The 12,720-nt window shown below is 64.2% G+C and carries 10 protein-coding genes; all 10 read right to left on the bottom strand.

All coding sequences use genetic code 11. From position 1 onward, the window contains the following. Positions 1–13 precede the first annotated feature (13 nt). Complete coding sequence (gene alr, locus FQ746_RS29040; RefSeq protein ID WP_260854201.1) at positions 14–1,171, bottom strand: alanine racemase; 1,158 nt, start codon at positions 1,169–1,171, stop codon at positions 14–16. Between the two features lie 20 nt (positions 1,172–1,191). Beyond that, positions 1,192–3,039, bottom strand: a complete 1,848-nt coding sequence (locus FQ746_RS29035; RefSeq protein ID WP_144113235.1) for a hydantoinase B/oxoprolinase family protein — start codon at positions 3,037–3,039, stop codon at positions 1,192–1,194. Then, the gene (locus tag FQ746_RS29030; RefSeq protein WP_144113234.1) at positions 3,036–5,183 is read right to left on the bottom strand and encodes a hydantoinase/oxoprolinase family protein; all 2,148 of its coding nucleotides are present in this window, start codon (positions 5,181–5,183) and stop codon (positions 3,036–3,038) included. The genes FQ746_RS29035 and FQ746_RS29030 overlap by 4 nt, the downstream gene beginning before the upstream one ends. Positions 5,184–5,252: 69 nt before the next feature. Then, a complete protein-coding gene (locus FQ746_RS29025; RefSeq protein ID WP_144113233.1) occupies positions 5,253–6,422 on the bottom strand; it encodes a porin in 1,170 nt (389 codons plus the stop codon). A gap of 160 nt (positions 6,423–6,582) precedes the next feature. Then, entirely contained in the window at positions 6,583–7,407 is an 825-nt protein-coding gene (locus FQ746_RS29020; RefSeq protein WP_144113232.1) for an ABC transporter ATP-binding protein, read from the bottom strand. Further along, positions 7,397–8,251: an ATP-binding cassette domain-containing protein gene (locus FQ746_RS29015; RefSeq protein ID WP_144113231.1), complete on the bottom strand. Its 855-nt coding sequence runs from the start codon at positions 8,249–8,251 to the stop codon at positions 7,397–7,399. The genes FQ746_RS29020 and FQ746_RS29015 overlap by 11 nt, the downstream gene beginning before the upstream one ends. Then, positions 8,248–9,216 carry an ABC transporter permease gene (locus tag FQ746_RS29010; protein ID WP_260854200.1) on the bottom strand — a complete coding sequence of 323 codons (969 nt, stop codon included), beginning with the start codon at positions 9,214–9,216 and terminating at the stop codon, positions 8,248–8,250. Before FQ746_RS29010 ends, FQ746_RS29015 begins: the two co-directional genes overlap by 4 nt. After that, the gene (locus FQ746_RS29005) at positions 9,216–10,151 is read right to left on the bottom strand and encodes an ABC transporter permease (protein ID WP_144113229.1); all 936 of its coding nucleotides are present in this window, start codon (positions 10,149–10,151) and stop codon (positions 9,216–9,218) included. The genes FQ746_RS29010 and FQ746_RS29005 overlap by 1 nt, the downstream gene beginning before the upstream one ends. A gap of 7 nt (positions 10,152–10,158) precedes the next feature. Next, a complete protein-coding gene (locus tag FQ746_RS29000) occupies positions 10,159–11,697 on the bottom strand; it encodes an ABC transporter substrate-binding protein (protein WP_260854199.1) in 1,539 nt (512 codons plus the stop codon). A 196-nt stretch (positions 11,698–11,893) separates the two neighbouring features. Next, a complete protein-coding gene (locus tag FQ746_RS28995; RefSeq protein WP_260854198.1) occupies positions 11,894–12,643 on the bottom strand; it encodes an isochorismatase family cysteine hydrolase in 750 nt (249 codons plus the stop codon). Between the last annotated feature and the right edge of the window lie 77 nt (positions 12,644–12,720).

Below are 12,720 nucleotides of genomic sequence, written 5' to 3'. Positions count from 1 at the left end.
CAATCCGTCCACCTTACATGGGCACCCCCACATGCGGCAAACTCCGCACCAGCCTCGGAATCAACTCCATCACCGGCAATCGCATCGTCTGCGCCATCTCGTCGATGCTGATCGTCTGCCCGCCATCCTCGCCCAGCAACGTCACCACACTGCCGATCCCCGCCTGCGCAATCGCGCTGATATCCACCACCGTGTGCTGGAACGAGCGGCGTCCGAGAATCGGCGCCGCCCGACCCTGCACCAGCACGCGGCCGAGCGGCGGCACATGGTTCAGCCCGTCCCAGAAACCGATCGGCACCACGCCGATCCGCACCGCACGGTCGAGGCGGATCGGCTCGGCATAGCCGATCCCCAGCGTCGACCCCGCCGCATGTTCCTGCACGTGAATGATCCGTCCACGCACCGCGCGCAACATCGGCCGCAATGGCGCGCGCGCCATCCAGTCGCCATCGAGCGCGCCATATAAAAAGCGGCCTGGGTCCACCGCCTGATAGGCCAGATGCGGATGCGCGAGCATGACCCGCGAGCTGGCCAGCATCGCGATCAGATCGACGAATCCCGCGGCCCGCGCATCGGCCAGCGCGGCGTCGAACACGCCGGCCTGATCGCGCGTCACCGTGTTGCTCTCCGGCGAACTCAAGTGCGTGTAGACGCCCTTCAACCGCACTGCCGACTGCTTGCGCAGCGCCTCGAACGCAAGCGGCCACTGCGCCGGTAAAAACCCGAAACGGCCAAAGCCGGGATCGATCTCCAGAAACGCGTCGACCGCGACGCCTGCCTCGATGAACCCATACAGGCTGTCCAGACTCTGGATGGTCACCGTCAGCCCCAAGGCGGCCACCTGCGCCGCGTCCTCCGGCAAGGTCGAGGCGAACAGCAGTATCTCCCGATCGATACCCGTCTCGCGAATCGCCAGCCCCTCCTCGGGGCTGCCCACACAAAATCCATCGACACCCGCCTGCGCCGCCAGCCGCGCAACATTCGCCGCGCCGAAGCCGAACCCATCGCCCTTGCAGACGAAGTAGATTTTCGTGGCCTGCCCGACCTGCTCGCGTGCGACCGCCAGATTCGCGGCGATCGCGCCATAGTCGAGTTCGGCCCAGCTAGGGCGCAACAAACGCACGCGCTGCCTGTCGGTTAGCGGCAGTGAACCGGAATCCGATGTAGACATAGTCATCCCTCTCCGTTTCATCACCGTTGGAATTCGCCCGCGATCGCAGCATCGACACCGGTCGATTGCAGGAACAACGCTTCCTGTTTCGCGACGCGTTCTGCGGTACTCGACGTCTGCAGAACACGGCGCATTTCAACCGTGCGTGCCTCGTCCACCGCCCGCGACGCGCCATCGAACACGACGCCGTACACTTCGCGCGCCATCCGCTCGGAAATCCGTTCGTCCAGCACGTCTTCCCGCACCGCGTCGGGCGCGCGACTCAACGGGTCGCCGTGACCGGCACCGCCCGCGGCGATATGACAGAAGCGGTCGCCCTTCTGCAACGCGCTCACCTGGCTCGGCATGGTCGGCAACAACCGGCTCCCACCATGGCGTGACAGCAGATTCAGCGAAGGCGAGCCGCTCAGGCCACCATGCGAACCCGACGGTCGATGCACGCGGCGGTCGGAGCGCAGGCCGAGCAACGCCTCCTCGCCCAGCAACTCATACGCGCGCCGCATCGCGAGACCGCCGCGATGCTGGCCGGCGCCGCCCGAATCGGCGACGAAACCGTACTCCGTGATCTTCAGGGGCAAACGGGCTTCGATCAGTTCGACCGGCTGGTTCGACAGATTGCCGAGCGGATTCGCAATGCCCTCGCAACCGTCGTTGCGCCCGCCGCCCCAACTGCCGAGCACGCCGTCGGTAATCAGCCAGTTGCCGCCGCCTTCGCTCGCGAGCCGGCGCCCGGAAATCGACACCACCGAAGGGCCGCCCTCGCCGAGTGCGGGAATCGTGTCGGGCACGATCTGCGCGAACGCGCCCTGCAACACGTCGAACATGCGATACGCGATGATCCCGCGCGCCGCGCACGCGGCCGGCTCGACCGGGTTCACGATCGAACCGCTTTCGGCAAACACTTCCACGGGACGCGAAAAGCCCTCGCAATTCGGCACGTCGACGCCGATCGCACAACGCACCGCCGCATACGCGACCGATTGCGTGGTCGCAAACGGTCCGTTGATCGCGCCCTGTACCTGCGCATCGGTGCCGGTCCAGTCGATCCGCACGACGTCGTCCGCGACGGTCACCGTGACGCGAAACGCGATCGGCACGGGCGTGTCGCCCAGACCGTCGATGAAATCTTCGTAACGGTATTCGCCGTTCGGCATTGCGGCGATTGCCTGACGCGTGACGCGCTCGGCGTAGTCATGCAACGCATCGACGAGGCGCCCGAAACCCTCGGCGCCGTACTTGACGAGCAACTGCACGAGGCCGCGCTCGCCCGCTTTGCACGACGCCACCTGCGCACGCAGATCGCCGCGCAACTGGCCGGGCATGCGCGAGTTCGTTTCCAGCAGCAGCACGAGTGCGGCGTTGACCTCGCCGGCATCGAATAGCTTCATCAACGGAATGCGCAAGCCTTCCTGATAGATCTCGGTCGCGCCGATCGCCATGCTGCCCGGCGCCATGCCGCCGACGTCGGCATGGTGGACGATGGTCGCGACATAGCCTTCGATACGCGACGCGTAGAACACCGGCTGGATCAGATACACGTCCGGCAGATGCATGCCGCCCGACGTGTACGGGTCGTTCATGATGTAGATGTCGCCCGGTTTGCCGCTTGCGCCGAAGCGCTCGATCACGTTGTTCATCGCGGCCGGAAACGCGCCGAGATGAATCGGCAAGGTCAAGCCCTGCGCGATGACGCGCCCGGCGCGGTCGAATACCGCGGTGGAGAAATCCATCGAATCGCGCACGATCGGCGAATACGCGGTGCGCAGCACGACGAGCGCCATTTCATCGGCAATGGAGCCGAGCGCGTTCTTGACGATCTCGAGCGTGATGGCGTCGGTGCCCGCCGAAGCGGCCTGCTGGGTAGTCATGCGGATTGCTCCAGGAACGTGATGACGATGTTTTCGTGAGCATCGACGCGCGCGCCGGCGTTCGGCGGCACGACGCAGGTCGAGTCGTACTCTTCGACGATCAGCGGGCCGGTCATCGGCGCGGCGCGCAGATCGGCGCGGGAGATGACGGGCGTATCGACGAAGCCATGTGTCTTGCCGAAATAAGCGCGGCGGTACGAGCCCGCGCGCCCGGTGGCGAGCGCGTTACTCCCGTCACTTGCCCGGCTTCCGCCGGCACGGCGCGCGTCGTACGCGCGGCCGTTTTGCGAGCGCAGCGAGCCGACCGCGCGCAGATTGACCAGTTCGATAACCTCGTCCGCGGAGGCATGGCCGTAAGTCCGCTCGTGTTCAGCGTGAAAGGCCGCCGCGACCGGCCCGATATCGAGCGGCTCGCCGGCCTGCCAGACGATCGGCACGGTCAGTTCGTAAGCCTGGCCCGTATAGCGCAGGTCCAGTGCGCACTGCAACGCGATATCGTCGAACAGGTTGCCTTCGGCGGTCATGTCGGCCGTGGCGCGCGCGACGAGGTCGTCGAGCGCATTGCCCAAGGTCTTTGCCGCCGCTTCGTCCAGACGGCAGAACATGGTCTGCATGAACTCGTGCTGTGTCGACGAAAACAGCAAACCGAGCGCGCTGAACACACCCGGGCTCGGCGGCACGATCACGGTCTTCATGTCCAGCAGTTCGGCGATCGCATGAACGATGATCGGCCCGTTGCCGCCGAACGCGAACAACGCGAATTCACGCGGATCGCGTCCGCGATAAGTCGACACCGCTTTCACCGCGCGGGTCATCGTGGACGCCGCGATTGCGAATACGCCGTACGCGGCTTCGTGCAATTCGGTATGCGTGGGCTCGGCAATCTGCGAACGCATGGCTTCGAGCGACTTCTGCTGGTTGATCTTCAACTCGCCGCCTGCCAGATACGCCGGGTTCAGATAGCCGAGCGCGAGCACCGCATCCGTAAGCGTGGGGATGGTGCCGCCCGCGTCGTAGCAGACCGGGCCCGGCACCGAACCGGCCGAATCCGGCCCCACCTTGACGAGGCCGCCCGCGTCGATGCGCACCAGACTGCCGCCGCCCGCGCCGATTTCGGAGACGTCGATAAACGGCAGCTTCACCGCATGGCCGCCGCCCTTCACGAGTTTGCTGCTGACGTTGATGCCCGCGCCGACTTCGTACTCCGTGGTCCGTGCGGGCTCGCCTTTCTCGATGATCGCGGCCTTCGCGGTCGTCCCGCCCATGTCGACCGTAATGCAGTCGGCGTAACCCGACGCGGCGGCGACCGACGCGCCCGCGATCACCCCCGCGGCAGGCCCCGACTCGATGATCGTGGCGGGCTTCTGCATGACCATCGCGGCGCTCATCACGCCGCCGTTCGAGTGCATGATCTGCACCGGGCCGCTCATGCCGATCGCGCGCAGCTTGTCGATCAGCGAATGCAGGTAGCTGACCACGACCGGTCCGAGATAAGCGTTCACGACAGTCGTGCTGGTGCGTTCGTACTCGCGAATCTCCGGCAGGATTTCGTGCGAGCAGGTCAGATAGACCGTGTCGCCCAGTGCGCCGCGCAACAGGTCGCGAATACGGATTTCGTGTTCCGGGTTGGCGTACGCGTGAATCAGGCTAATGGCGACCGCTTCGATCTTCTCGTCGGCGATCCGGCGCGCGATATCGAGCACCTGGGCATCGTCGAGCGGTGTATCCACGGAACCGTCGGCCAGCAGACGTTCGTCGACCTCGTAGCGGTGCCGGCGCTTCGCCAGCGGTTCCGGCTTCTGATACGCGAGGTTGTACAGCATCGGCACGCGCAACCGGCCGATCTCCACCACGTCGCGAAAGCCGCGTGTGGTGACCAGCGCGGTGCGTGCGCCCTTGCCTTCGAGCACGGTATTCGTCGCGATGGTGGTCGCGTGAACCAGTTCGGTCACCTGTTGCGGGTGCGCGTCGAGCGAGCCGAGCAAAGCCTGCAGACCGCCGACGATCGCGAGGCCATAGTCCTGCGGGGTGGACGACACCTTCTTCGTATGAATCACGCCGTCGTCGCCGATCACGACGATATCGGTGAACGTGCCGCCGATATCCACGCCGGCCCGGTAAAGTCTTTCAGTCCTTGCTGTCATTACACACCTTGCTTGGTAGTCGAAGCGGCGCGGCCGTTTATGCGGTCCGCGCCGTGAAAAACGGTATGGCTAGAACTTGTGCACGAGGCCGACGCTGAAAACCGCCTGGTTCTGTCCGGAAGACGCCGTCATGGTCTGGATCTGCGAAGCGAGCAGTCCGCCCGACGTGGCCGGCAGCGGTGCGCCGGTGGGCCGCGCGAAACCGCCGCCCGCCGCGCGCAGGAAAATCAGCTCGGTATAGAACGACGTGCGCTTGGAGATGAATTTGTCGACCAGCAGGTTGACCTGATGCCAGTGCACCTGCGCCGGCCCGTTCGGACCGCCGGTGATGTCGTCGCTCGTGTACGTGTAGGCCATGCCGAAGAACAGCGACGGGTTCAGCGTGAAGCGCGCATTCGCTTCGTAATTGTTGAAGCGATAGTTGACGCCGCTCGTGAGCGTGGTGCCGACGTTGTTATAGATGGCGTTGCTGTACATCAGGCTAAGCTTGGCGGGCCCGACCACATACGACGCGCCGAGTCCGGCGATCTGCTCGCGTTTTGACGTGATCGGCGCATCGCAACAGGTAATCGCGCCGTTGGTGTTCACGGTCGCGGTCGTGTTGACGCCCGGCTCGTCGTAGAGCGAGTAAGCCGCGGCAATCGAGAACGCCCCTTGCGTGTAGATGCCGCCGAGCGACCACATGCGGTTGTTGGCGAACGCACCGGGCGCGTTGCTCAACGCATACATGGCCGTGCCGGTGAAGCCCTTCATGTTCGGCGATACGTACTTGATGGAATTGTTGACGCGCAGATAGTCGTCGGTGTTGTCGTTGTCGTACGGGTGCGAAAACATCACGCCGCCCCACGCGCCGTTCGAGGTCATCGTCTGCAAGGTGCCGACGATCGCGTCGTACTGGCGGCCGAACGTCAACGTGCCGTAGTCCGCGTTGGAAAAGCCGACGAATGCCTGCCGGCCGAACATCCGGTTGTTCTGCCCCAGCGCGCCGCTCGTCGGACTGAAACCGTTCTCGAGCGTGAAGATCGCCCTGGTGCCGCCGCCCAGCTCCTCGCTGCCGCGCAGACCCCAACGGCTGCCGTACTCGCCGTTGCCGGTCAACTGGACGGCGCTATGGCCGCCCTGGTTGCTCGAATAGGTGATCGCCTCGTTGATGATCCCGTACAACGTGACCGAACTCTGCGCATGAACGAGACCGCTCCCGCCCAGCAAAGCCGCCATGATGAATAACTGTTTCTTCACCGCTCTTCTCCAAACATGGAATCGCGACACCCCGGACGGTTTGCGATCGATTGATAATAACAAATGAATCGATTCACCACTCCGGCTAAAAAAAACCAACATCATTAGCCGAGGCGGGTCGGCTCACTGCTGAACCCGGATCCGTTTTATTTCAGCGTGTCTACCCGAATGCCCGTAGCCGCTCGATGCCTTTCGGAATGGCCGCCAGCAACTCCGCCGTGTAGCGCTCGCGCGGCTCGAACAGCACCTGCTCGACTGCGCCCGCCTCGACCACGCGTCCCTCGCGCATCACGACCACCCGCCGACACAACTCGCCCACCAGCGCCAGATCGTGGCTGATCACTACCAGCGAAACGCCTGCGCTGCGGTGCAAATCCTGCAGCAAACGGATGATCTCGGCCTGAATCGACACGTCGAGCGCGGAGGTCGGCTCGTCCGCCACCACCAGTTCAGGACGACGCGCCAGCGCCCTTGCAATGCCCACGCGCTGACGCTGGCCGCCCGAAAGCTGATGTGGATAACGCGTCAGCACGAACTCCGGCAGACGCACCATCTCGAGCAGTTGGCGGACCGGCACGCCGTCGAAGCCGATCGCTTCGGCGAGCGACGTGGCGATCGTCTTGCGCGGGTTCAGCGAATTGCTCGTGCTTTGAAAGACCATCTGCACACCTTGGCGGAACGTGGCGTTCTGTGCGCGCGTCATGCCACCCAGCGCGTCGCCCTTGAAGCAGATCGCGCCGGTGGTCGGCTGCGTGAGACCGACCATCATGCGCGCGACGGTCGACTTGCCGCTGCCGCTTTCGCCGACGATAGCGAGCGCATCGCCTTTCGCGACATCGAGGTTCACGCCCGAGACCGCGTGAAAGGAGCCGCGCCTGAACAGACGCTCGAGCGGCGAGCGGGCGAGCGGATACGACTTGCCCACGTTGCTCAGCGTGAAGATCGGCGTCGTGGCGCCGGCCGGGTTCGATGGACTAGCGGACATCGTGCGCTTCCTTTGCGTGGATCGAACGCGCAGCGGGCATCGCCGGCAAACGCGGAATGCTGGCGATCAGATGCTTGGTGTAATCGTGCGATGGTTGCAGGAAGATATCCCGCACGGTGCCTGCCTCCACCACGTTGCCCTGCTTGAGGACCACGGCGCGCGTGCATAGCTCGGCCATCAAGTCCAGGTTGTGCGTGATGAACACGAGGCCGAGGTCCATCTCTTTCACCAGCTTGCCGAGCAGTTCGACGATCTGCGCCTGCACCGTCACATCGAGCGCGGTGGTGGGTTCGTCCGCGAGCAGCAGCGCCGGTTCGCAGACGATCGCCGCGGCGATCATCGCGCGTTGCTTCATGCCGCCGCTCAGTTCATGCGGATAGGCCCGTTCGGTCGCGCGCGGGTCCCTGAAGCCGACTCTCTCCAGCGCCGCCCGCACTTCCTCGCCTATCGCGCGGCCCCGCAACGGACGGTGCGCGCGGATCACGTCGGCGAGTTGCGTGCCGATCGTGAAGGCGGGGTTCAACGCCGTGGCCGGGTCCTGGAAGATCATCGACACGCGCCGCCCGCGCAACGCGCGCAGGCGGGCCTCGCTAGCGAGGCTCAGGTCTTCGCCGTCGAATACGATGCGCCCGCCGCTAATGCGGCCGGCGTTGCCGAGCAGACCGAGCACCGCCAGCGACGCGACACTCTTGCCCGAACCGGATTCGCCGACGAGGCCCACCGCTTCGCCGCGACACACCTGCAGGTTCAGACCGTGCAGCACTTCGGTTTGCGTATTGCCCGAGCCGAATGTCACGCGCAGGTTGTCGATTAAAAGCAATGGGACGTTCTGGATGTCGCTCATAACGTGCCTCCCGGGAGCTGGGTAGCACGCGCATTGCGGCGCCGCGGGTCGAGTATCGTGCGCATCGAGTCGCCGAACAGATTGAAGGCCAGCACGCTGACGAACACGGCTGCGCCCGGGAAGACCGACACCCACCAGTTGTCGGTGAAGATCAGCGCACGCGCGTCGGAGAGCATCGCGCCCCAGCTGGGTGTCGGCGGTTGCACGCCCAGTCCAATAAAACTGAGCGACGCCTCGACGATGATCGTCACGCCGAGCAGCAGCGACGCCTGAATCAACACCGGCGACACGATATTCGGCAGGATGTCGGACAGCATGATGCGCGTGCCGCTTGCGCCCTGCAGAATGCGGGCGGCGACGTACTCGGCCTGCGCCTCGGCCTTCGCTAGACTATGCGTGAGCCGCGCCAGTCCCGGTGCGTACAGCACGCCGATCAGCAGCACCAGTTTGGTTTCGTTCGAGATGACGAGGAAGCCGAGATGCAGCGTGTCCGTACCCGTAATGCCGACCAGTGCAATTGCCCAGATCAGCAACGGAATGGACGCGAGCACTTCCATTATTTTCATCAGCGTTTCGTCGAGCCACGAACCGGCCCGGTAGCCCGCCACCAGACCGATGCCGGTGCCGAGCACGAGACCGATCGCCACCGCGCACATTCCGATCGACAGCGACGCGCGCGCCCCCCAGATCGTGCGGCTCAGCAGATCGCGGCCCACCTGGTCGGTGCCGAACCAGAACGCTGCGCTGGGGGCTTCGAGACGGTGGTCGATATACAACTGCAACGGGTCCTTCAGCGGCAGCCATGGCGCGCACAGGGCGATCACGCCCAGCAGCGCGATCATCGCGAGGCCGATTGCGCCGGCCGGGTCATGGAGCAGCGCGCGCAGCAAGCGCCCGGTCGAAGCCAGCCATGCGCCGATCGCGCGCGGCTTGCGGGTGGGATGAGTCAGGGAAGAGTCCGCCATCATTTCCTGTTCGCCTTCGGGTCGAGATAGCCATGCAGCACGTCGGCACACGTATTCGACGCGATGAAAATCGTCGTGATCACCAGAACGATGGCCTGCACCGTCGGATAGTCACGTTGAAAAATCGCCGTGAGCAAGGCGCGCGAAACGCCCGGCAGATTGAAAATCTGTTCGACGATCAACGCCCAGCCGAACATGTAGCCGTAGCTCATCGCAGCCGTACTCACGAGCGAGGGCAACGCGTTTTTCAGCGCATACAAGCGGATACGCGACGGCGATAAACCCAGCGCCCGAGCCGTGCGCACATAGTCCTGCGAGAGCGCGTCGACCATGTTCGCCCGCACCAGCCGGCTCAGCACCGAGATGTAATAGACCGACATGGTCAGCACGGGCAGCAGCAACGCCAGCAGATGCGTGGCCGCACCGTCGGACCACGGCGTGAGTCCGCCCACCGGGAACCAGCCGGTTTTCAGCGCCACGTAGCGGATGAGCAGCAGCCCGAGCCAGAACGAAGGCACCGACAGTCCGACGATCGCCACCGCGCGCAGCAGATGGTCCGTGCCGCTGTTCTCCCGCAACGCCGCCACGGTGCCCAGCACGATCGACACGAGCACCGTGAAGACGAACGAGAACGTGACGAGTTCGACGGTATTGGGCAAGGTATCGGCGATTTGCGGGCCGATCGACTCGCCGGTGACATACGACTTGCCGAAGTCCAGCGCGAGCGCGCCGTTCAGCCACGCGCCATATTGCGCGGCGACCGGCCGGTCGAGTCCATATTGATGATTGAACGCGGCAATCTGTTCGACGCTCGCGTCGCTGCCGAGCGTGAGACGCGCGGGCGACACGGGCGTCGCGCGACACATCGCGAACAGCAGCGCGCTCACCACGATCAGCACGAGCGCCGAAGAAAACAGCCTCGAAACGGCTTTCATGTCGACCTCATGTTTTGACGAGTGCTACGTTGTCGAGCTTCATCGAGAAGCCCGTGTTCACCTGAAAGTCTTTTACGTTACTGCGCCACAGGTTCTGTACTTCGAGCGCGCCGATCCAGACTGCCGGACAGTCGCGCGCGAGAAGCTGCTGGATCTGCGCGAGGATTGGTTTTAGCGCAGCGGGATCGTCGACCCGATAACTCGCGTCGATCAGCTCGAGCAAGCCGGGGTTCTCATAGCCGCTTGCCTTCCACAAGCTCTCGGTCGGCCGGAACAGCGCGTTGAGCAGATACGACGGCTCCGGCGGCGCGATGAAACCCGTCAACGCCGCGGCGTGATTGCCGACCAGCACTTGCGAAATCATCTGGCCGAAATCGAGCGGACGCAGATTCACCCGAACGCCGAGCGACGCGAGTTGCGCCTGAATGAACAGCGCGGTCGACGACGTATCGATGAGATAGGCAGGTTGCACGTACAACAGATCGAAGGACGCGCCGCTCGCATACTTCGACGCCTTCAGCGCGGCCCGCGCCTGGGCGACGTCGAACGCGAGACTCCCGCCCGACGCAGCGTCGTACCAGGACGACTCTTTCGAAAACGGCATGCTGCTCGCGTTCACCGCGCCGTAGCACAGGTCGCGGCAAATCTTGTCACGGTCCAGTATCAGCGAGACCGCGCGGCGAAATGCCGGATCGTCGAACGGCGCCTTACGGTTGTTCAGGCACATCATCAACGGGCTCGTCGGCGACGCACGGCTGTCGCCCGCGAGTCCCGCCGAGCGGCGAATCTGCGCGAACGTCTGGGCCGGCGGCGCGCTGATGATCTGCGTCTGGCTCGACATCAGCGAGGCGAGCCTCGACGACTCTTCCGGGATGATGCGGAACACCACCTTGTCCCAATGCGGCTCGCTTTTATTCCAGTACGCGGGGTTGCGCTTCAGTTCGACGAAATCGTTCGGCTTCGACTGCACGAAGATGGCCGGCCCGGTGCCGACGCCGATGGGTGTCAGCTTGAAGTAGTCGCCCGGATGCTGCTCGCGGCTACCGGCAGGAAAGATGCCCATGTACTTCGACATGTAATCGAGCAAGGGCCGGTACGGACGCTTGAGACGGATTACCGCCGTGTGCTCGTCCGGCGCGGACACCGAATCGATCACCGTCCAGAAGGGCCGGCGAAATGCCTTGTTTGCCGGGTTCAGCACGTAGTCGAAGCTGTACTTCACGTCGGCCGACGTGAACGGCTGGCCATTGTGAAAAGTCACGCCGCGCCGCAAGTCGAATGTGTAGGTGAGCTTGTCCGGCGAAATCGTCCACGCGCGCGCCAGTTGCGGTACGCGCTGACCTTGCGCGTCCACGCCGACCAGGTTTTCGAAGATCAACTGGTTGATCGCCATCACGTCGTGATTCGGCTGGTTGACCGGGTCGAGCGTCTGCGGATTGCTCGGGATAGCGACCGACAGGCTGCCTGCCTCGGCGGCGAGCACGCGGCCCTCGAAAGCGAACGGCAACGAAAGTCCGGCGAGCCCCGCGGCGCCCGCGCGGAGCATTTGTCGCCGCCTGATGTTGAAGGTCATGAATTCCTCTGGTTTCTTTGAAGCCGCACCGTTTAGGGCGTTGCCCGGCACGGTTCAGTGAATCGATTCACAAACGATAAAGAGGTTGCCGGGGAGAGTCAATGTTTCAAAAATATCGGAAACCCTGGCGAGTCCGTCGACGCCCCGGTTGGCGCGACTCAAGCAGGACTCAGGCGAGCAGCAGCGAGGCGTCGGCGAGCGACAGCACCGTGGTGCGCGTATCGAACGCGGTGGCGAACAGATGATCGTGCACGACAGTATCTGGGTCGTAGCAGCAGTCCTTGACCGTGTAGAGACGGTAGTCCGAGTCGCTCGCATACGCGACCGACGAGAGCACCACGCCGGTCGACGCAATGCCGACCATGATGAGCGTATCGACACCCTGCGCGGATAGTCGATCCTGCAGATCGGTGCCGAAAAACACGCTGACGCGATGGCCGACGATGAGCGGTTCGTTCGCCTGCTGACCGAGTTCCGGCGCGATCGTGTCGTTAATGAACAGGCCAGTTGCCTTGAGGCCTTCGCCGTTCTTGTTCAGCGGGCTGACTTCCGGGTAGCCGGGGCTGAACTGGATTTTGGCGAAATAGACGCTCAAGCCTTTGGCACGCGCCGCGTCGCACAGCTTGCGGGTATTGGCGAGCAGTGTCGGCGCGACCGAAGGAAACAGACCCAGAATGTCGGTTTGATAGTGCATCACGATCAGCGCGGTCTGCGCCGGCACGAGCGCGGGAATCTGCGCCGCGACGCTTTGCGCCGACGCGGCACTGATGCCGCCATCGCCGCAGCCGCTCAAACTCAAACCCGTCGCTATCGCGCCGGCCAGTACGCCCGCCGTTTGCATAAACCGCCGACGACCCACCGGGCCGCCCTCCTGTTCGTTACGCCGACCCGACTTTAACCCGTTTTTGCCGTCGCTCATATTTCATCCCAATCGTGGTGAATCGATTCATTTGGCTGAGGTACGCAATGTCGGCGGCGAAAAATCCGCTGTCAAGC

The organism is Paraburkholderia sp. BCC1886, from assembly GCF_900996245.1.
In the GTDB taxonomy this organism is placed as follows: Bacteria; Pseudomonadota; Gammaproteobacteria; order Burkholderiales; family Burkholderiaceae; genus Paraburkholderia.
The sequence above is the reverse complement of the archived record's forward strand: the minus strand, read 5'-3'. Positions and strand labels throughout refer to the sequence as shown.

Excerpts from the sequence above, each read along its gene's own strand:
- alr (WP_260854201.1), bottom strand. The coding sequence starts at position 1,171 with ATGTCTACATCGGATTCCGGTTCACTGCCGCTAACCGACAGGCAGCGC.
- FQ746_RS29035 (WP_144113235.1), bottom strand. The coding sequence starts at position 3,039 with ATGACTACCCAGCAGGCCGCTTCGGCGGGCACCGACGCCATCACGCTC.
- FQ746_RS29030 (WP_144113234.1), bottom strand. The coding sequence starts at position 5,183 with ATGACAGCAAGGACTGAAAGACTTTACCGGGCCGGCGTGGATATCGGC.
- FQ746_RS29020 (WP_144113232.1), bottom strand. The coding sequence starts at position 7,407 with ATGTCCGCTAGTCCATCGAACCCGGCCGGCGCCACGACGCCGATCTTC.
- FQ746_RS29015 (WP_144113231.1), bottom strand. The coding sequence starts at position 8,251 with ATGAGCGACATCCAGAACGTCCCATTGCTTTTAATCGACAACCTGCGC.
- FQ746_RS29010 (WP_260854200.1), bottom strand. The coding sequence starts at position 9,216 with ATGGCGGACTCTTCCCTGACTCATCCCACCCGCAAGCCGCGCGCGATC.
- FQ746_RS29005 (WP_144113229.1), bottom strand. The coding sequence starts at position 10,151 with ATGAAAGCCGTTTCGAGGCTGTTTTCTTCGGCGCTCGTGCTGATCGTG.
- FQ746_RS29000 (WP_260854199.1), bottom strand. The coding sequence starts at position 11,697 with ATGCTCCGCGCGGGCGCCGCGGGGCTCGCCGGACTTTCGTTGCCGTTC.
- FQ746_RS28995 (WP_260854198.1), bottom strand. The coding sequence starts at position 12,643 with ATGAGCGACGGCAAAAACGGGTTAAAGTCGGGTCGGCGTAACGAACAG.